We start from the raw sequence: 19,122 nt of genomic DNA, 5'->3' as shown, positions 1-19,122 counted from the left end.
GAGGAACAGGAACAAAAAAAGAAGAAAGCCCCTACAAGCATCCAACGTGTCGGATAAGGGCTTTACATGGAGAGGTGGGCATGATAGGCTAGTTCGCCTGGCGAAGCGTTAGTTTCCCCTTCGCCGTGTTCGCTCGAAATCATGCCCATAGAGGCTCCATGTCAAGCCCGGCACCTCAGCTTCGCCCTTCTAACCGAGAAGCATTTTACACACAATTTAGGACTTGACCGGGATTGAGGTGCGATTGCCCGGATTTGAACGAAAAATCGTCTGAGTGCAGAGCTTCGCCGGGCTTACTGACTGCGTTTTGAACGAAACATGGCCGCCTGGTCACAACTCCTGCATGACTATATTCAAGGTGTTAGAGTAAGGTTTAGAGTTAAAATTAAAAAATCGCATTCATCTCGCTTCTGCCAGCGATCCAAGCCGATGCTTCCATACATCGGGACGAATTATATAATAAGTTAGCTGTGCCGAATTTCCAAAAGCACTTCCAGCTCGAGCTTTTTACCCGGATCAATAGTGCGGAAGCCGGTTGTATCTGCATCCAAAGACAGATTAGGGGCATTGGTAACCCATGTGTAGGGCTCCAGGCAGATTACGTCCTCCGTCACTCCTTTTGTGTAAATAACCCATTGTTTAAATTCGGCTGAAGGAACATAGCGAATTTCATAATTATCGCGACGAAGCACAGCCAGCGGAGTGTATTCCCCAATCTGGAACACATCATCGAGGTTGCGGTTCTGCAAGTTAATTCCGTTAGTTAGTTCTGCTAGGTCTCCGAGAGGGAGCAGGTTGCCGGTTGGAGTCAGATCTGAGCCGAGCTCCCAGGAGGCTGATACGGGAAGCTGCAGCTGCCATTTCTCCGGTTGATGGTCAAGCAAAAACCAAGTATGTAAACCAAAACCGAACGGGGCAGGCTTAGAACTGTCGTTACGCACGACAACCTTTTGCAGTAAAGCTGAGCCTGAAAGCTCATAGGTCATTTCCATTAAAATTTCATGGGGGTACTGCTCAAGCAGCTCCGGGAAATCCGCAGTGCTGAACTCAGAAGTGATCGTTAGCTTGTCCTCTCCTTTGCTGGCCCCCGTCACTTTCCATGGACGGCCTACGGAAAAACCATGAATATGATTGCCGGTATTGTTTTTCTCGTTGCGTTCCAGGCGATACTCTTGCTCGCCCACTTTGAAATAGCCGTTCTTGATCCGGTTAGGCGGCGTTAAAACAGGAGTTCCGTAATGAACCGGGCTAGCAGCTAACACAGAAGGATTATCCGGTACACGGAGTACTTCCCGCTGAGCAGCTTTGTCAAATAAGCGATAACCGTTATTGCCTATAGAAGGGCACAACGAAAAGGAGAGCTGCTCGTTCTCCAGCACATAAATATCGACACCATGCCACTGCTGCTTAGTAATCATCTAAAGTTCGTTCTCCTTTGTCTATAAGAATTAAGTATAATTACATTACAGTTACTTCCTTATATTGTAACAGAGGCACTTTCGTGTGCCAACACGTGCTTAGTGCCAGCAGGGGCTGCTGCCCACACGATCTACTGGAGTTATTGTACTGCTGTTGCCAAGCACATGTGCTAGTGCCAACACGTGCTAGTGCCAGCAAGGGGAGGTGCCGCCACGGGCCGCTACCCGGACGAGCTGGCGTCAACACGGACCTGCCTGCCAGCACCAGCTGCGCCATGAGCGTATACAGAATTCGTTTGACAACAGGCTTGCAGGACTATACAATATAAGACAATATTCTGACACGTGACGACAGGAAAGAGTAAACGGCGTGAATGATGCAGAGAGCCGGTGGGTGGTGAAAACCGGTGAAATTCAACCGTTGAATGGATCCTCGAGCGTTGACCTGAACCTTCTGATGATAGGGTGTTTTGACCGCGATGTATCAGATCAGTAGGGGATACGGATGCTCTCCGTTACAAGAGCTTTAAGGCCTTTATAGGACTCCGGCAGCTCTTACTTACCTGCCGGAACGAACATAGGCGAATTAGGGTGGCACCACGGTCTCTCGTCCCTTGCGGAGAGAGGCCTTTTTATTTTGTTCAATGATTGCAAGCAACAAAAGGAGGAAGGAAAAAGTGAAAAGAGTATTGTCAGGTATTCAGCCCAGCGGAAAAATGACGTTGGGAAATTACATTGGAGCTATGAAAAATTTCGTCGAACTGCAGGACGATCATCGCTGTTATTTTATGGTCGTTGACATGCATGCGGTGACCGTTCCCCAGGAGCCGGAAGATTTGCGTGAACAGACGGAAATGCTGGTAGGACTCTATTTGGCTCTTGGCCTTAATCCCGATCGGGCCAGCATATTCCTGCAATCTCATGTCCCTGCCCATGCGGAATTAGGCTGGCTGATGACAACTCTCGCCTATATGGGAGAGCTAGAAAGAATGACCCAATTCAAAGACAAGTCGCGCGGGAAGGAATCCATAGGAGCAGGTTTATTCGTCTATCCTGCCCTCATGGCAGCGGATATCCTGCTCTATAATGCAGATTTGGTTCCGGTAGGGGATGACCAGAAGCAGCATCTGGAACTGACCAGAGACCTTGCTCACCGCTTCAACCAAAGATACGGGGAGACGTTCCGGGTTCCCGAGGTGTTCACCCCGGAAATAGGGGCCAGAATTATGTCTTTGGATGACGCCTCCAAAAAGATGAGCAAAAGCAATCCGAATCCAGGCAGCTATATCGCGCTTCTGGACCCTCCTGACACGATTCGTAAAAAAGTAAGCCGGGCTGTTACTGATTCGGGGCGGGAGGTGCGCTTCGATACGGCAAACAAACCGGAGGTCAGCAATCTAATGAGCATCTACGCGCAATGCTCCGGGCTGTCGCTGCAGGAAATCGAGGCGAAATACGAGGGACAGGGTTATGGTACCTTCAAAAAAGAGCTCGCTGAGCAAATTGTTAGCCTGCTAGAGCCGATTCAAGAGAGATACCATGAAGTCCGGAGCTCTGGCGCCATCCATGACGTCCTGAAAAAAGGGGCAGGAGAGGCAGCTGAAATCGCAAATGAGACTTTAAGAGAGGTCAAGCAAAAAATGGGCTTTGTTCTAGGCTAAAGTCTATAGTTTGGCAGCCATTTAACAGCCATTTAACAGCCATTCAAGCATTATTGCTTGGTACCCGAGCTTAGCTTTAAGAATTATTCCGTTTTCGGGCTTTGGCCTTATAGACGAAGCCCAATCCTATAAACAAGATGGTGGCCAGGGAGAAGACGAGCACAAGCCAAGGCTTGTGAAGGCTAATTGAAACGCTGATGCCGATCATCAGCAGGACACCGATTACCGAGAAAATCAGGGCCGGGATGCGCTGCATACCACTAACCTCCTTCTGTGGAGAAATAAACGATTATGATGTTTCATCATAATACAACTTTCCCGCTAAAGAAAGTGCAGAATTGTACTTTCCAGCCGATGAATCAGCTTGGGAAAAGCGGACCATTCATGCCAGACCCGTGAAAGAACAAAGCACCATGCATGGTTTTATACCCACAAGGGCGGTCCCGTAACGGGACCGCCCTTGGAGTAAAGCAACACAACAGCAGCAGCTTTAAGATAATGAATCGATGCGAAGCTTCTTTTCCAGGCGTGAATCACTAACCCAGCCAACGTAGGAATCAATCGGCTTCAAGTTCTTGTTGAGCCTCAAGACAGCCACGAATGGATACTGCTTGCGGTGCCGGTAGCGCACATCAGCCCATCTCACTTCGTACCCCCACTCATATTCCTTAACTTCCGCGCAGGCGAATGAAGAAAAATATAAGAAAGAAGCAACGCTTGGGTGAGACTTGGATGCGGTAATGGCTGGATGGCTCATGCACTTCACAGAGTCCAGCCATTGCAGCTGATTGTTCTTCCATTCTCCGAGTGTGTAGGCTCCGTCTCCATGACTCTTTACAATATTCCACTGGTTCAGGTGCACCGTCGGGAGCGCATAGTAATGGTCATTGGGAAGACGGTAGGGGTCATGCTCAGGCAAGCTTTTCTCCAGACGGTAATGAACGACGGACCTCCATACATAGTACAGTGCAATTAATGCATAAAGACCCGGGAACAAAACGGTAGGCGGCGCAAGCTTCATTACCCAAGCGAATATGGCGGCGAGATGGGAGAAAAAAATAAAGGGATCAAAAATGTGGATAATATTCCACGCGATCCATTTCTCAGAAAAGGGCCTCATCGCCTGAGTACCGTAAGAATTAAACAAATCGGTGAACACATGGAAGCAAACCGCCGCAAACACCCACAACGTAATATTAACAATGGGCAGTCCGGTAAAGAATAGGGCCAGCCCTCCCGAAATTAACACAGTCCATAAAAGAATGGCAGGCAAAGAATGGGACAATCCGCGGTGATTTTTGATATATACGGCATTGCCTTTAAGGCGCAGCAATCCATCAAAATCAGGAGCCTGCGACCCCAAAACCGTACCGATCAGCACGGCAATAGAAGTGGTAGTGCTCGCAGAAACAGCTGGATCAAGCTGGGCAAGACCGGCTAAGCCTACTCCAATAACAAAATGTGTGCCAGTATCCAAAAGCTTTCCTCCTGTAATGTGTGTAATCTTTTATTATATACATAAAGCGTTACATAATGATTGTATCATGTTTGCTGAACAAAAAAATGTGTGGGGGTCTAAGATGAATTTAGTCTTTGTTGAATACCGCGTATTTGATACATCGAAAAAAGCGTTTTTAAAGTTTATTCGAAATTGCCCCGGCCATGAGCGCATGGAATTGTTTGAGAGCCCTGAGCAGCCTGGTTTATACGTAGAAATTTGGAAAAATATGAGTGAAGAGGACTATAGGGAGCTGAAGGAGAGCAGACAGAAAGGCAGTGGAGAATGGGAGAAAATGAACGGTTTTTTGCAGGGGGGGCTGGAAAGAGTGCATATATGGCTGTTTACTCCAGTGCTGGAGGGATGAACGTATAGGAATGCATAGGGATAAATTGGAATGATAAGATAGTCCAGTTTTTTTGGTAAGTAAATCCATGGTAACTCCACCAATCAGAGTGTAACCTTACTATTGCAGGCCATTTAACGGCGTACTTTCAAGGGGGACACCATGGACAGGAAATCAATATTTCGCGAATATATTTTGCAGAATCGGTGGCTTTACTTGCTTGGTTTTGCCTTGGTGGCGGTTTCCAGCTTGATCCAGCTTATGATTCCCAGGCTGCTTGGCGAGTTTACCGATAAACTCGAGCAGAACTTGTTAATCAGGGAAGAGGTTATTCACTTTGCCTTTTGGCTAATCCTTACAGGCATTGGGGTAGCCTTTTTTCGTTCGGTCGGGCGGATTTACATCTTTCGCATGGGCCGAACTCTTGAGATGAGGGTCCGTAATGACTTGTTTTCCCATTGGGAGCGCTTATCTGCCCAATATTTCAATAATCGCCGCGTTGGCGATCTGATGTCTCACGCAATCAATGATGTAAATGTGATTCGCGAAGTTATGATGATGGGCATGTTCAATACGATGGAAGCGCTATTCCTGATTACGGTGACAACCATTGCCATGGTATATACCGTCAATCCCTGGCTTACTTTGCTGACTATGCTGCCGCTTCCCTTGCTAAGCCTGCTGGCCTATCGCTTTAATCGCAGAATTCAGCGGCAGTCTGTCGACGTTCAGGAAGCAGTCGGCCGTTTAACGAGCAGAGTTCAGGAATTCACCTCCGGTATCCGTGTGGTCAAGGCTTTTGTTCAAGAAAAAGAGGAACAGCAGCTGTTTACCCGGGATAATCAGCATGCGGTACAAATGAACCGCCGTTTCGTTCGCTCAAACTCTTTATTCACTTCTTTAAGCGCGGGTATCGTTGGACTCAGCTTTCTTGTTTCAGTAGTGCTGGGAGGATTGATGGTGCTACGAGGCACTATTACGCTGGGGGAATTTGTTGCCTTCAATACTTATTTGGCTCTTTTAATGGGACCGATTGAAAATCTGGGGAAGGTTGTCAACCAGCTGCAGCGGGGCCGTGCGTCGGAGGGAAGGATTCTTGAGATTCTGAATACGAAGCCGGATGTGGCGGATGATGGCCAGGCTGATATGCAGATTAAGGAATTGAAGGGAAACATTGTGATTCGCGGATTGACCTTCACTTATCCGGAGGCTAGGCACCCTTCCCTAAGAGATATTTCCCTGACTATCCCCCAAGGCACTAGTCTAGCTATTGTTGGCAGAATCGGAAGCGGCAAAAGCACCCTGGCCAATCTGCTGGTCAGAGTGTTTAATCCTCCGCCGGGAACTATATTTATTGACGGACATGATATTCATGCCATTCCGCTGGAGGTTTTGAGGGGACAGGTCGGAATGGTGCCGCAGGACCAGTTTCTGTTCTCTTCCACGATTAAGGAAAATATCGGATTTGATCCCAAACCCTATACAGATGATGAAATTGAGAATGCCGCGAAAATAGCCCAGGTGTATGACAATATTAACGAATTTCCATACCGGTTCGATACGGCCTTGGGGGAAAGAGGCGTATCCTTGTCCGGGGGTCAGCGGCAAAGAGTCAGCATAGCCCGCGCGGTGATTAAAAAGCCATCGATCCTGATTTTTGACGACAGCCTGTCTGCGGTAGATACGATTACGGAAGAGCTGATTTTGGAGGGGCTCCGTTCGGAAAGGAATAACCGCACCACGATCATTATTGGACACCGGATTTCTTCCGTGCAGGACGCAGACCAAATTATCGTTTTGGACGAAGGACGCATTGTGGAGAGAGGGGCACACGAGGAACTGGTTCAGCTTAACGGTATTTATGCAGATATGTATCATAAACAGCTGCTGGATCAGGAAGCCGAGTCTGAGGATAAAGCAGCGTCTGCAAGGCTCGCAAAAAACCGCTGGGGAGGGGTACAGGCATGAGCATTCACCAGGAAAAAGAAATCGTCCCTATTAAGGACTCTCAGATGCTCGCAAGAATGCTAAAGTATGCAGCCCCTTACTGGAAAATGATCCTGTTGGGCATCGGGCTCGCCTTCTTGATAGTGGTCGCTGATTTGGCAAGACCCTATTTGCTCAAGCTGGTCATTGATGATACGGTTAACGGCATCAGCAAGCCAATGGTCGCTGTGCAGGAGGATCAGGCTCATAGGCTGGAAGGTTATGGCGCTTTGACATTGTGGGATGGCAGAGCTTATGCGAGGCTTTCCTTGGAGCAGGCGGCATCGGACCCGGTCCTTCCCGAGGAAGCAACCATATGGCAAATTATCACCATAGAAGGAACAGAATGGATGGTTGAAGGGTGGATAGATCCCCGGGAGAGATCACTGCAGACAGTACAAAAGGAAGATCAGAATACGTTTGTGCAGGCGGGCAGTGATTTGCTGCCGGCAATCATGCTTAGCAGCGAGGCCAAGAGCGAATTTCGCGAGCAGGATTATTCTAGCCTGATGACGATCGGAATCTTATTTTTGATTACGGTGGCCGGGGGCTCCTTGCTCACTTATGTTCAGGGCAATCTGCTGCAATTTACGGGACAAAAGATTATTTTTAATATTCGTCAGCAGCTGTTCCGCCATTTGAACAGGTTGTCTTTGTCCTTTTTTGACCGCAATCCTTCCGGCCGCATAGTCGTGCGCGTAACACAGGATACAGAAGCCTTAAATCAGCTGTACTCCCAGGTCGTCGTGAACTTGGTCAAGGATATTATCGTGGTGCTTGGCATCATCGGTATGATGCTGTTTATGAGCGTAAAGCTATCCTTGCTGGCATTCGCCGTACTGCCTGTTCTGGCGGTCATAACATTCTGGTACCGCACGATCATCCGTAAAGGACAGCGGCGCGCCAGACTAATCCTGTCGAGGCTGAATTCTTTCCTGGCCGAAAACTTGTCCGGCATGCGCATTACCCAGCTGTTCATCAGAGAGAAAAAGCAGTATGAGCAGTTTAACAAGATGAATCGGGATTATTACCGGGCAGGGATGTTTACTTCAACGGTAAACTCGATTTTTCAACCCGTGATCGGCTTTCTGGGCAATTTGGCCATTGCTCTTTTGGTCTGGTACGGAGGGATCCATGTCATAGACGGAGCCCTTACCTTTGGAATTGTGTATGCGTTCACTCATTACATCCGGCAATTTTTCCAGCCGCTGATGAGTCTTGCTGAGAAATATAATCAGATTCAGACGGCAATGGTTGGTGCTGAACGGATTTTCGAGTTGCTGGACGAGAAGCCGGCGATTGCAGATGCTCCGGATGCTAAACCGATTAAAGGAGCAGTGCGTGGAGAGATTGAATTCAAAAATGTCTGGTTTGCTTATCAGGACGAAGACTGGGTGCTGAAGGATGTTAGCTTTAAGATCGAGCCCGGACAGACGGTAGCCTTCGTTGGGGCGACCGGTGCCGGCAAAAGCTCCATTATTCAGCTGCTTAACCGGTTCTATGACATTCAGAAGGGCTCCATCACACTTGACGGGGTCGATATCCGCAAGCTGCCGCTTGATGATTTGCGCCGCAAAATCAGTGTTGTTCAGCAGGATGTATTTCTGTTCACCGGGGATATCGCCTCGAATATCCGTCTGAACAACCAGGCGATTACGGAGGAGCAGATCAAGGAAGCTGCCCGTATGGTTCATCTCGATCCCTTCGTATCGAGTCTTCCTGACGGTTATGCGACTCTTCTCGGCGAGCGTGGCATCACCTTGTCGCTAGGCCAACGCCAATTGCTATCCTTCGCGCGAGCGATCGCCTTCAAGCCGCAAATCCTGATTCTCGATGAAGCGACATCAAACATCGATACCGAGACAGAGCTTATTGTTCAAGATACGCTGCATAAGGTATCGAAGGGAAGAACAACTGTCATTGTCGCTCATCGGCTGTCAACGATTCAGCACGCTGATCAAATTATAGTGATGCATAAGGGGCGGGTACGGGAGGTAGGCAACCATTATCAGCTGCTTTCTCAAAAAGGCTATTATTACCGTTTATACGAGCTGCAGTACAAAGAACATAACAAAGTCCGGCATGCCAGATGATGCCGGACTGTATAGCACCACGGCCCGCGGCAAAGCAGAGCCCTTCCATTGGAGCTGCTAGATCCCGTTTAGCAGAGTGATTCTGTCAGCCTTCTAGAAATTCCTGTTCAAACTCACGGTAAGGGTACTCGTAGTTTATCGGTTCGTCAAATGTAATGTAGTTGAGGAAAATGCTCAAAAGAATATATCGTTTTCCGGTTTGCGGGTCGCTTAAAATAATGTGATCCCTTCCGGCGGCTTCGACACGGCCGCGGAAAATTTTGGCATTCCATTCCCGGTTTCCTTCAAAAGTCATATAGACTGTAGCGATCTTGCCAAGATTTAATCTAAGTATGTTTTCGATGTATGATTCCTGCCTCGGCGGTACGGCTACTCCTGTGGGCGAGATTCCTTGTCCTGATAAGGTCGGGGGTGCAGGCTGGGGCATAGGATACCCGTTGAAGAACGGTGCGGCCTGCTGATTGCTTTGCGCCATTGGGTTTACATTTTGGGCCATTGGAAACGTGTTAACATTTTGCGGTATGAACGACGGTTGAACATTTTGCGGCTGCATGTTTTGCGGCGGGACATTGCGGAACAAATTGAACATTAGTTTCTTTCCTCCTCTTGGGTTTGAAGTTCATGAAACAACCTAATACACCTGCGGACAATCTTCACCGGACGGTGCAAAGAAGCAGTGCAGCTTAAAGCGGCCGACGTTGGCCTGATTGTACCAAGTTGCCGGACAATCGCCTTGCGGGCGGAAAAACCACAAAGAGTTGCTGGCGGGATGGAACCTTTCTCCCCTAATGACTCTTCGGGCTAAGCGGATATCCTGTTCTCTGGCAGGCTGATAGAAGTATCCCTTTTGAGTCGCCTCAAATCCGCCAGGGCTTTGGTATACCATATGCTCAATGTTGCGGATGTCGCGGAAATCCAGACAATCAGCCAGCACGCGGTTAACACCTACATTTCCGACCATCAGCATACCAAGCTGTCCTTCCCCCTCCGCTTCCGCTCTCATCAGGCGGGCTAACAAGCGCACATGTTCAGTCGTATGCGGAACAACAGCCATCGATTCACCTCCTTCTTTTGCAAGCAGCAGCACCTCTCTATAGGCTAATGCCCTTCTGACAACAGCTTATAGCGGATGCTGCCGTTTGGTGCCTGACCGGTTAGCAAAAACGACAAAATGATGAAAAAGCGCAGCTGTTGTTGTAATAAAATAAACGCATTGGTATTATAGAAGAAGTGCTTGGAATGAAGGAATAGGAGGGGTTTAGGCAGTCGTGGACAATCCAGTTGGTTACACAAATACGGCGGAGTCAACACAAGAAGCCAGTAAAGAAGCTGCGAGATCGGCAACCTGGAGAGACTTTGTAAGCTTGGCGAAGCCTGGAATTTTATTTTCGAATTCAATTACAACCTTTGGCGGGTTTTGGATAGCATCCCAGTGGAATATTCATTGGCCAACGATGATCTGGGTTTTAATAGGCACCATTCTGGTAATGGCGAGCGGCTGCGTGCTTAATAACTACCTGGACCGGGATCTGGACATCAAGATGGAACGCACCAAGAACAGGGCGCTGCCTTCCGGTGTTCTGCAGCCTCCCACCGTTATGGTTTATGGGATTGTGCTGGGGGTAGCCGGGCTTACTGTCCTGGGGCTTCTGGTCAACGTTTTGGCTGCGCTGCTTGGTCTGTTCGGTCTTTTCGGGTATGTTTGGATCTACACGGCCTTGTTAAAGCGCTCGTCGGTTTGGAACACAACCGTTGGAGCCGTTTTTGGCGCTGTTCCTCCGGTCATCGGATATGTCGCTGTAGCAGGAACGTTGGACACTACGGCGTTAATTTTATTTGCCATCCTGTTTTTCTGGCAGCCCCCGCATTTCTGGGCGCTTGGCATTCGGCGGATCGATGATTACCGCAATGCCGGTTATCAGATGCTTCCCGTAGTTAAGGGCACTTATCAGACCAAACTAAGCATGATGAGATACATTGTGCCGCTTGTACCGACCTCAATGCTGCTCTACTTTACGAATAATACGGGAACCCTATATTTACTAACCGCTTCCATTCTGGGTCTGATCTGGATTTGGAAAGGAGTTCAGGGCTTTAAAGCAAAGGATGAAACGCTCTGGGCTAAAAAAATGTTCGTGTTCTCCATAAATTATTTAACCATTTTGTTCATTGTCATGATCATTGATACGGTATCGACTAAATAATTTCTGATGTGGTCAGAAATACAAAACCAATCCCGTCATTCACCATGGGATTGGTTTTGTTTACCACAATAGAATTAACAGGTACCCGAGTCCTTACATTAGGGAGAGAAGAGAGACAGGGGAGGATTATGCATCATGCGGCAATTTATTAAACAGCATTGGTTTAAGCTGAACTTTGTGGTGCTAGTTATGGTCATTATCGGAATTTCAATTTATCAAATTAATGCCCAATCTGCCAAGCAGGAGTTTAAGCGTTTGGGGGCAGCCCCGGCCTTTCAGTTGGAAAACCGGGATGGCAATATGATGTCTTTGGATGACACCAGCGGCAAGGTTAGATTGATCTATTTTTACTTCTCCACATGTCCGGATGTATGCATGCCGACTACCGCTTTATTGGCAGAAGTACAGGAAGAGCTGAGGAAGAAAAAAGCGCTCGGGGATAAAGCTGTCATGCTGTCCGTTTCCTTTGACCCTGAGAATGATACCAAGGAGAGACTGGAGGAGTATTCCAGCTTCTTTAACGCAGATCCGGACGCCTGGTTTTTCCTGAGAGGCGATTCCGAGGAACAGATGAAAGAGCTTGCTAACGAATATAGCATTCTAGTGGAAAAAGATCAGGACGGCAACTTTGTGCATAACAACAACTTCATTCTAGTAGACAGCCAAGGTGAAATTCGGCATTTTTACTCCGTTGATTTAGAAACGAAAGCGGATCAGATTGCGAATGACATGGTTGCTCTATATAACGAGTAGACATGGAATACTTTTTATATATTTTACTTAACAATATCATACCTTTGTCTGTCCTGATTGCTCTTGGTGTTTTGCTGCAAGTCATTTTTAAGCTGGATATAAAGACTTTATCGAAGCTGAACTTTTATTTGTTTTCTCCCGCAGTCATATTTAAGATGCTGTATGAGTCGGAGATTTCCCTTAACGTATTGATGCAGGTGCTGCTGTTCTTTGTCATTTTTATTGTGCTGTTATTTGCTATGGTAGAAGTGATTATCCGAATCAGAGGCTACCGCAGGGATATGAAAAGCGCGATGCGCAACAGCGTTATTTTTTATAACAGCGCCAATTATGCGATCCCGCTCAATCAGCTCGTCTTTGTTGGGGATACATTTACATTATCGATCCAGATCATCATTATGATGCTGCAAAGCCTGCTGCCGAACACCTATGGAATATATTCCGTTAATGCCCACAAAGCGAGTACAAGGGATACGCTGAAGCGCATCTTTTCCTTGCCGGTCATTTATGTCATTCCTATCGGATTTCTGATGAGAGGATTTGAAGTGCCTATTCCCGATCCGGTTTATCAGCCGATCAATCATATTGCCAATGCCTTCATTGCTACTGCGCTGCTTACATTGGGGGTCCAGCTCGGCAGCATGAAGTGGAAGCTCAATCTGTCCGATGTGGCCATTTCCAATACGCTAAGATTGCTGATTGCTCCCGCCCTTGGTTTCGCTGTTGTATGGATGCTAGGAATAGAAGGGATCATGGCACAGGCGCTGGTATTGTCCTGCGCGGTACCAACCTCGTTAAGCAGTGTTTTGCTGGCGGTAGAGTTTGACAATGAGCCGGAATTTTCTTCACAAGCGGTATTCTCTTCGACTGTGTTTAGTATTTTTACGGTAACGCTTGTCATTTATTTGCTGCAGTACATCCCATAAGCCGCATTGGCTTGTACCCGCTTAAGCTCAAGTTAAGTCGGATACTGGAAGGCAGGGGGAGGGTAAATAATATACTCTTCGAGCCCTGCCTTTTCTAATTGCTCAATTAAATATTCCTCAGGGGTTCCTTCAACACCTGCATAGCCTTTACGTGTGTAGATCGGTTCGGCATCCGGAAAGGCGTCGCCGAGAATAACGCGAATGCGTTTGCCGGAGGAATCATTGTCGGTAAATACATAAATAGTGGAATAAACATTCAGCTTTTTTTTCAGCCGTTCGACGGACTGAGTGCCTGGTGTTCCAAAGGTGCATTCGATATGTACTGCAGAGGAAAGCACTTTCCTCAACTTTTTACGGTCATTCTTGCCTTCAACGATAATAGCGATGGACATAGCTCCTCCTTGAAACATCTGCTATATAGTAAATGGTAAGACTCGGCAGGGAATATGATGCCAATCATGCCGTATCTCCATAATAGGTCATTTTGCTTTTATTTCCCAGGAAATTGTCGAAATACCTCGTCCGTATTTTAATTAATCGTTGATGCGGGAAATTAAATGAAACTTAGCGCTAGCCTGATTAGTATATATTATCACAAAGAATGAGAACAAAAGAAATGGCGGCCTGCCGGGTTGGTCAAGCCGCTTTAAAATGGGAGGAGTTATGCCAAGTTATCCGAAGAAACAGCTTAGATCCAGCAGGCGCAAGCCACAATTACGAGAAGAATAAACAGAACTAGTATTACTCCGCTGGAAGTCCAGCCACCGAACCCTCTTACTTCTGCACTCATATTCAGCACCCCTTTCCAAGAAAACCTTTCGTTTGCTTGCAATTATAGTTTATGTAGATAGGTAAAAGTGGTCTGTGCATAAACCCAGTAGCAGAAAAAATGGGTTTTTGCCCTGTAAGAGCAAATGGCGGATCGACAGGCAGCTGCAGGTTCTTTTGCAGCTTGTGCAGACTGCTATAGGGGAAGCAGCCAGCTGTCAGGCCGTTACAATAGGCCGGCTTTTTCCGTAGGGCAGCAGCGTAAGTCCTATCATCAAAACCAGGAAAGCAATATAATAAGGGGATATGACGCTTCGCAGCTGACCAGCTAGTACAGGACCGATAAAAGATCCGACGGAAAAAGCGACAGAAAGAATGGAAAAAATTCTGCCATAGCGGCTGCTGCTGGTTGAGCTGGCCAGGTAAGTGGAAATCGCGGGCAAAATGATGCCTTTGGCCATACCGATCATAAACAAGGATACATAAAGCGGGATCGGCCATTTAACAGCCAGCACGAAGAATATCATCGCTAGCGCAAAGCAGCCGATCAAGGTCCGCATGTAGGGAGAATAACGATGCAGGAATAACAGGCTCAAGGTGGTTAAGGCGCCCAAGCTGACCAAGGAAAACAGCAAGCCGGAGGTAAGAATCGACTGCTCGGCGCTGGCCATTAAAGGCAGCTCAAAAAACAAGATGCCCTGGGAGCAGGAAATGCCCAGCGGAGCGAGGTAGAACAGCCAGGGCACAGCTGCTGGCGGCTCTTCTGTCTCTGTCATTGTCCCGGCCTGGAGGCTGGACAGGACAGGAGCTGCGGAGCTCTTGCTTTCTTTAACAAAGAATATAGCGAGAAATCCGGTAAGGAGCAAGCCCCAGCCGAGCCATGTAAAAGATGCTGTAAATCCGAGCTTTGCAACGAGCATGGCGCCTGCGGCCGGAGACACAACAGATGCCAGCGTATGGATGAGACCGTTCCCGGCCATCAGCTTGCCCTGCTGAATTTGGTCTTTGGCGATTTTGGCCAGCATAGCCAGACATGCCGGAGATAAAAAAGCCAGCACAAAGCCGCTGATCGAACGGATGACGAGTAGCTGCCACGGATCATGGACTTGTGCTTGCAGCAGCAGGAGTATGCCGGCTCCGATCAGGCTGATAACGAGAAACGGCTTGCTGCCGTAACGGTCTACTCCGTACCCGGCAAGCAGGTTTCCGGGAAGATGAGTGATCGAATACATGCCGAGCAAAAGACCTATGAAGGAAGGCGTGGCTCCTAAGGACACGGCAAATGGAGATAAGATCGGATACTGCGCGTGCAAATCAAAGAAAGCCACAAAAATAAACAAATAGAGCCAAACGGCTGTTTTCACAATAGGACACCTCCCGGGAGGATAAGATCATCATTACTACGTTTACGCTGCTTGTCTAAAACATATTCCGCCATAACGGGGATCTTAGCTTCATCGAAGCAGGAAGTTTGCTGATTTAGTCATTATGCTAGGTTCACCGATAGTATAATAGAAACAAAAAAGCCAACAATGAACAAAATAGGGGGATAAAGCAATGGACCAATTGACATTATTTCTGCAGGAGCGATGGTATATTGTCGTAATAGGACTGGTGGTCCTCTTTCTGGCAATAAAATTGATTAGAACGGTTGTGAAATGGGTAATTGTACTGGCCTTGATTGCGGTAATTGTAATCTATGCCGCCAATTATACTGAGGAACTTGGAGCCTGGGCCTCTACTATCCAGGACAATGTGACTGCAGAGGTTAAAGAGCAGGCGGTTCAGGCTATGCGGCAGGAAACCGAGGAAGCAAAATATAAAGCGAATTCAGATGGTTCTTTTACGATTACAACCAAAAACCTTCTAGTGGAGGTCCCGCCTGGATCTTTAAATGCCGAGGTCACCTACCTGGGACAATCCTTTACCATTCCAATCGACTCGATGGTACAGGGCTTTATCGATCAAGCGATGAAGGCATCCAATAAGGACTAATCGGCTCGGGCTCGGCATCTGGCGGCGCGGTTAAAGCATAACAAGCAGTATTATATGAAAGGAGTCTGCTATGGGTAATTGGATAGAGCAGCTGTACAATCTCAATTGGGTATCTTTGCTCATTGCAGGCTTGGTTTGCATTTCAGCATGGCAGGGAGCGAAGAAAGGAGCTGGACGATCGGCCAAGCAGCTTATGGTTCTGGTTTTGGAAGCCGCCGCTACTATAGCAGCGATTGCCGGATCCTGGAAGCTGATGGAATGGGGCTCGCCTCTCATCAAAGAGTGGCTTGTGCAAAAGGATATTGCCATCCCCAGGGAGAGGATGGGCGGAGTCCAATCGTTTTATTATACGTTTATCACAACGGTGCGCGACTTTTCCTTAATGCGTTCAGGACTGTTGTTTTTGCTGGCCTATTTGCTCATCAAACCGATATTGGGCATGGTTTTGTACCGTTCCTTCGGGGTGTTTACGCAGGAAAGCGCTGCTGGCAGAAGCCAGCCGCAGGGCTGGTTCAGCAGTATTCTTGGCGGCGGGATCGGGGCGGTTACCGGTGTTGGGCGGGCAATGCTTGTTATTGCCGTTTTATTTATATTTACGGTATTAATGCCCCATTCTTCCTTTGCAGGATATGTGCAGCAGTCCGAGCTCTATAGGAAGGGAGCCAACGAAGTCATACAGCCGTTCACCGGAGATTTTCTGCAGCGGAATCTGCCGGTATTCACGCGGGCCGTAGAAGAAGAGTTCCATCATATTCTGCAGCGCAAATATGAAGTGCTGGATGCACATGTGCCGGATGATATCGTGCTTGCGGCTGAGCAAATCACTTCCGGATTGAATACGGATGAAGAAAAAGCCAAGGCACTCTATGAATGGGTCGGAACCCGGGTCGCCTATGATTGGGAAAAAGTGAGAATGTATGAAGAAGAGCGTTATTGGAAGGAGCAAACACCGGAGGATACGTTTCGCACCCGGGAGGGAGTATGCATCGATTATTCCCGCCTGTATGCATCCATGGCACGTTCCGTAGGCCTCGATGTTAAGGTCGTCACGGGATTGGGATATGATGGCCGGGGCGGCTACGGTCCTCATGCCTGGAATGAGGTGTGGCTGGCTGAAAAGGAAGAATGGGTCCCGCTCGATTCGACGTGGGTATCCAGTGGCGGCAACTGGTTCAATCCTCCGGATTTCTATGAAACGCATGTTAAAGATGTCTAGCAGCCTGTAAGATCATCTTTGGAGCTGGAAAGGTCCTTGAATCCTTAGGTGCTGCTAACCCATGAAATATGCGGCCTTCAGGATGATTTAAGGTTATTAACTATGTTAAACTAAGAGAGCGCATAAAGAGATACAGCGGAATGAAAAGCCGTTAGGAAAAAGCGCACAGTTTTGTTGGGGGGGATATAGCGGTCCATGAGTAACGGTTCCCACGATTCAGATCAGAATAAAAAGAAAATCAGACAGCGCAGAAATTTTTCCATTCGGATTAATGTATTCTTTTTTGCCGTATTTTTGCTGTTCTCTGTACTCATAATCCGTCTAGCTTTTTTGCAGTTTGTTGAGGGAGAGGAGCTCTCCGCTATAGAAAAGCGAAATCTGCGGAGGGATGTGACGATTTCACCGATTCGCGGAAACATCTATGACCAGCAGAACTATCCGATTGCATCCACAACCTCGACGCAATCCTTATCCTACCGCATGGAGCCGGGACCGACTAAGGAAGAGCGAATCGAGCTTGCCTATAAACTGGAAGAAATCTTTCAAAAGTTCGGTGATTCTACCAAAACCCAGCCTACAGCCGAAGAAATAATCGAATTAATGGATGTGGGCCATGATATCAACGGTGAACCTACCAAGGAGGCTAACTATGCTTTTTGGCCAAGACGGATTAAATCCGGATTGACGAAGGAAGAGATCGCCTATATCTCCGAGCATCGTGACGAGCTTCCTGGAGTAGAAGTAGCGGAAGAGAGCACCCGGGTATACGACCATAATCAAATAGCCGTTCAGCTTGTTGGCTATTTGCGGCCTTACTCGACAGCTGTCAATCAGCAGTCAAAACCGCTGCAAATCTACAAGGGGGAAGACGCGGACTACCGGAATGACGAATATGTCGGGTTTGACGGGCTGGAACTGATGTATCAGGATGTGCTGCGCGGGGAGAACGGCCGCCGTTCCTATCCGGTTAATAACCGTGACCAGATTGTCGGCCATGTACAAATTACGCCCCCGGTTAAGGGTAACAATCTGCACCTGACCATTCACAGCAATGTGCAGTTAGCGACCCAGCAGGCTATTACGGATCATCTCCAGCTGCTTCAGACCACAACGAACCGGACTTATGCCCGGGGCAGAAATGCAGTCGCCGGGTATGCGGTCGCAATTGAGGTCGATAGCGGAAGGGTGATTGCGATGGCCAGCATGCCGGACTATGATCCCAATGTATGGATAGGCGGAATCGGTACTGACACCTGGAATGAGATTACGCATCGCTACACGAATGGAACGATCCGTGAGCGCTATGCCGATTTGCCGGCGGATCAGCTTGCCCGTCACCCTTCTTCTCTCGTTCCTCCGGGCTCGGTCATCAAGCCGTTGACGGTTCTGGTGGGCTTGAATGAGGGATTGTTCCGCCCGAATGACACATACAATGATACGGGCTTGTTTACTTATGGAAGAAACAATAATGCCAAAGTAGGAAACTCCGGTGGTGCCCGGAATGGAAGAATTACGCCCGCGCGCGCTATCCAAGTATCCTCCAATACATTCATGGCCGAAATGGTGGGCAACAAGCTCTATATGACGGTACCTGACGCATTGAATGTATGGGATTCCTACATGAAAAAATTCGGACTGGGTGTATCCACGGAAAGCGGCCTGCCTTGGGAAAATCCCGGGGATATTTACTATTTCAGTACAGCCGAAAGGCTGCAGGCACAGTTTCCGCTGGTGAACGCTTCCTTCGGACAAGAAGGGCGTTACACTACGTTGCAATTAGCCCAGTATGCGGCAATGCTTGCAAACCAAGGTATCCGCTACAAGCCTTTGTTTGTCGACCGGATCACAACCTATGAGGGCGAGCTTGTGGAGGAGATTCAACCGGAGATACTAAACCAGGAAGAATTTCCGCAAGCTTACTGGAACGTGCTGAAGGAAGGAATGCGGAGTGCCGTGGACGGGTTCGATAATGTCCCATATACCTATGTTCGCAAAACCGGTACTTCGGAATGGCAGGTTGGCGGACAAAATGTGGATAATGCTGTGTTTATCGGCTATGCGCCTGCCGAAAATCCAAAAATCGCAGTAGCCGTCGTTGTGCCTGAAGGCGGATTTGGTGCTTACGGTGCCGCGCCAATCGCCCGTAAAATTTTTGATGCGTATGATCAATATATCGGGCTGGACGGTGTGCCTAAAGGGGCTTCCCAAGGTGATGAGGATTCTGCTGATGAAGAAGATCCCGAGTGACCGTATCTTCG

The 19,122-nt window shown here is 48.1% G+C and carries 18 protein-coding genes; 10 read left to right on the top strand and 8 right to left on the bottom strand.

Annotation, left to right across the window (positions count from 1 at the left end; genetic code table 11):
- Window positions 1–464 precede the first annotated feature (464 nt).
- Window positions 465–1,418 (bottom strand): aldose 1-epimerase, encoded by a 954-nt coding sequence (locus tag PSHG_RS07070; RefSeq protein WP_010271293.1) that lies wholly within the window; start codon window positions 1,416–1,418, stop codon window positions 465–467.
- A gap of 677 nt (window positions 1,419–2,095) precedes the next feature.
- Here PSHG_RS07070 and trpS point away from each other — a divergent pair.
- Window positions 2,096–3,079: a tryptophan--tRNA ligase gene (trpS, locus tag PSHG_RS07065; protein WP_010271290.1), complete on the top strand. Its 984-nt coding sequence runs from the start codon at window positions 2,096–2,098 to the stop codon at window positions 3,077–3,079.
- 76 nt (window positions 3,080–3,155) lie between these two features.
- On the opposite strand, the gene PSHG_RS07060 is transcribed toward trpS, so the two are convergent.
- Window positions 3,156–3,335 (bottom strand): DUF5325 family protein, encoded by a 180-nt coding sequence (locus PSHG_RS07060; protein WP_010271287.1) that lies wholly within the window; start codon window positions 3,333–3,335, stop codon window positions 3,156–3,158.
- A 234-nt stretch (window positions 3,336–3,569) separates the two neighbouring features.
- Window positions 3,570–4,556: a metal-dependent hydrolase gene (locus PSHG_RS07055; RefSeq protein WP_010271283.1), complete on the bottom strand. Its 987-nt coding sequence runs from the start codon at window positions 4,554–4,556 to the stop codon at window positions 3,570–3,572.
- Window positions 4,557–4,659: 103 nt separating this feature from the next.
- Between PSHG_RS07055 and PSHG_RS07050 the strand changes: the two genes are divergently transcribed.
- The 3 genes from PSHG_RS07050 to PSHG_RS07040 all read left to right on the top strand — a co-directional run bounded on the left by PSHG_RS07050 (window position 4,660) and on the right by PSHG_RS07040 (window position 9,002).
- Window positions 4,660–4,944, top strand: a complete 285-nt coding sequence (locus tag PSHG_RS07050; protein ID WP_010271282.1) for a hypothetical protein — start codon at window positions 4,660–4,662, stop codon at window positions 4,942–4,944.
- A gap of 141 nt (window positions 4,945–5,085) precedes the next feature.
- The gene (locus PSHG_RS07045) at window positions 5,086–6,891 is read left to right on the top strand and encodes an ABC transporter ATP-binding protein (protein ID WP_010271281.1); all 1,806 of its coding nucleotides are present in this window, start codon (window positions 5,086–5,088) and stop codon (window positions 6,889–6,891) included.
- On the top strand, window positions 6,888–9,002 hold the full coding sequence (locus PSHG_RS07040; RefSeq protein WP_010271278.1) for an ABC transporter ATP-binding protein: 2,115 nt from the start codon (window positions 6,888–6,890) through the stop codon (window positions 9,000–9,002). Before PSHG_RS07045 ends, PSHG_RS07040 begins: the two co-directional genes overlap by 4 nt.
- Before the next feature lie 85 nt (window positions 9,003–9,087).
- Here PSHG_RS07040 and gerQ read toward each other — a convergent pair whose 3' ends face one another.
- Window positions 9,088–9,591 carry a spore coat protein GerQ gene (gerQ, locus tag PSHG_RS29895; protein WP_010271276.1) on the bottom strand — a complete coding sequence of 168 codons (504 nt, stop codon included), beginning with the start codon at window positions 9,589–9,591 and terminating at the stop codon, window positions 9,088–9,090.
- Window positions 9,592–9,633: 42 nt separating this feature from the next.
- Window positions 9,634–10,056: a cell wall hydrolase gene (locus PSHG_RS07030; RefSeq protein ID WP_010271274.1), complete on the bottom strand. Its 423-nt coding sequence runs from the start codon at window positions 10,054–10,056 to the stop codon at window positions 9,634–9,636.
- A 214-nt stretch (window positions 10,057–10,270) separates the two neighbouring features.
- Between PSHG_RS07030 and cyoE the strand changes: the two genes are divergently transcribed.
- The 3 genes from cyoE to PSHG_RS07015 all read left to right on the top strand — a co-directional run bounded on the left by cyoE (window position 10,271) and on the right by PSHG_RS07015 (window position 12,885).
- Window positions 10,271–11,206 carry a heme o synthase gene (gene cyoE / locus PSHG_RS07025; protein WP_010271273.1) on the top strand — a complete coding sequence of 312 codons (936 nt, stop codon included), beginning with the start codon at window positions 10,271–10,273 and terminating at the stop codon, window positions 11,204–11,206.
- Window positions 11,207–11,341: 135 nt separating this feature from the next.
- Window positions 11,342–11,959 (top strand): SCO family protein, encoded by a 618-nt coding sequence (locus tag PSHG_RS07020; protein WP_010271270.1) that lies wholly within the window; start codon window positions 11,342–11,344, stop codon window positions 11,957–11,959.
- A 2-nt stretch (window positions 11,960–11,961) separates the two neighbouring features.
- Window positions 11,962–12,885 (top strand): AEC family transporter, encoded by a 924-nt coding sequence (locus PSHG_RS07015; protein ID WP_010271268.1) that lies wholly within the window; start codon window positions 11,962–11,964, stop codon window positions 12,883–12,885.
- A gap of 32 nt (window positions 12,886–12,917) precedes the next feature.
- Here PSHG_RS07015 and PSHG_RS07010 read toward each other — a convergent pair whose 3' ends face one another.
- The 3 genes from PSHG_RS07010 to PSHG_RS07005 form a co-directional block, all read right to left on the bottom strand.
- Complete coding sequence (locus tag PSHG_RS07010; RefSeq protein WP_010271264.1) at window positions 12,918–13,277, bottom strand: toprim domain-containing protein; 360 nt, start codon at window positions 13,275–13,277, stop codon at window positions 12,918–12,920.
- A gap of 296 nt (window positions 13,278–13,573) precedes the next feature.
- Window positions 13,574–13,675 carry a dihydroorotate dehydrogenase gene (locus PSHG_RS31395; RefSeq protein WP_148497659.1) on the bottom strand — a complete coding sequence of 34 codons (102 nt, stop codon included), beginning with the start codon at window positions 13,673–13,675 and terminating at the stop codon, window positions 13,574–13,576.
- A 196-nt stretch (window positions 13,676–13,871) separates the two neighbouring features.
- Complete coding sequence (locus PSHG_RS07005; protein ID WP_010271261.1) at window positions 13,872–15,017, bottom strand: MFS transporter; 1,146 nt, start codon at window positions 15,015–15,017, stop codon at window positions 13,872–13,874.
- Window positions 15,018–15,210: 193 nt separating this feature from the next.
- Between PSHG_RS07005 and PSHG_RS07000 the strand changes: the two genes are divergently transcribed.
- The 3 genes from PSHG_RS07000 (at window position 15,211) to PSHG_RS06990 (ending at window position 19,111) form a co-directional block, all read left to right on the top strand.
- Complete coding sequence (locus PSHG_RS07000; RefSeq protein WP_010271259.1) at window positions 15,211–15,648, top strand: hypothetical protein; 438 nt, start codon at window positions 15,211–15,213, stop codon at window positions 15,646–15,648.
- A 70-nt stretch (window positions 15,649–15,718) separates the two neighbouring features.
- Window positions 15,719–16,864, top strand: coding sequence for a transglutaminase domain-containing protein (locus PSHG_RS06995; RefSeq protein WP_010271257.1), 1,146 nt, complete (start codon window positions 15,719–15,721; stop codon window positions 16,862–16,864).
- Between the two features lie 195 nt (window positions 16,865–17,059).
- The gene (locus PSHG_RS06990) at window positions 17,060–19,111 is read left to right on the top strand and encodes a peptidoglycan D,D-transpeptidase FtsI family protein (RefSeq protein WP_010271256.1); all 2,052 of its coding nucleotides are present in this window, start codon (window positions 17,060–17,062) and stop codon (window positions 19,109–19,111) included.
- Window positions 19,112–19,122: the final 11 nt, after the last annotated feature.

Source organism: Paenibacillus senegalensis JC66 (genome assembly GCF_000285515.1).
Taxonomy (GTDB): domain Bacteria; phylum Bacillota; class Bacilli; order Paenibacillales; family NBRC-103111; genus Paenibacillus_L; species Paenibacillus_L senegalensis.
This window is presented reverse-complemented; position numbering and strand designations above follow the sequence as displayed.

Coding starts and splice junctions, on each gene's coding strand:
- PSHG_RS07070 (WP_010271293.1), bottom strand. CDS start 1,418: ATGATTACTAAGCAGCAGTGGCATGGTGTCGATATTTATGTGCTGGAG.
- PSHG_RS07040 (WP_010271278.1), top strand. CDS start 6,888: ATGAGCATTCACCAGGAAAAAGAAATCGTCCCTATTAAGGACTCTCAG.
- PSHG_RS06995 (WP_010271257.1), top strand. CDS start 15,719: ATGGGTAATTGGATAGAGCAGCTGTACAATCTCAATTGGGTATCTTTG.
- PSHG_RS07020 (WP_010271270.1), top strand. CDS start 11,342: ATGCGGCAATTTATTAAACAGCATTGGTTTAAGCTGAACTTTGTGGTG.
- PSHG_RS31395 (WP_148497659.1), bottom strand. CDS start 13,675: ATGAGTGCAGAAGTAAGAGGGTTCGGTGGCTGGACTTCCAGCGGAGTA.
- PSHG_RS07050 (WP_010271282.1), top strand. CDS start 4,660: ATGAATTTAGTCTTTGTTGAATACCGCGTATTTGATACATCGAAAAAA.
- PSHG_RS07030 (WP_010271274.1), bottom strand. CDS start 10,056: ATGGCTGTTGTTCCGCATACGACTGAACATGTGCGCTTGTTAGCCCGC.
- PSHG_RS07010 (WP_010271264.1), bottom strand. CDS start 13,277: ATGTCCATCGCTATTATCGTTGAAGGCAAGAATGACCGTAAAAAGTTG.
- PSHG_RS07000 (WP_010271259.1), top strand. CDS start 15,211: ATGGACCAATTGACATTATTTCTGCAGGAGCGATGGTATATTGTCGTA.
- PSHG_RS07015 (WP_010271268.1), top strand. CDS start 11,962: ATGGAATACTTTTTATATATTTTACTTAACAATATCATACCTTTGTCT.
- PSHG_RS06990 (WP_010271256.1), top strand. CDS start 17,060: ATGAGTAACGGTTCCCACGATTCAGATCAGAATAAAAAGAAAATCAGA.
- PSHG_RS07060 (WP_010271287.1), bottom strand. CDS start 3,335: ATGCAGCGCATCCCGGCCCTGATTTTCTCGGTAATCGGTGTCCTGCTG.
- PSHG_RS07045 (WP_010271281.1), top strand. CDS start 5,086: ATGGACAGGAAATCAATATTTCGCGAATATATTTTGCAGAATCGGTGG.
- gerQ (WP_010271276.1), bottom strand. CDS start 9,591: ATGTTCAATTTGTTCCGCAATGTCCCGCCGCAAAACATGCAGCCGCAA.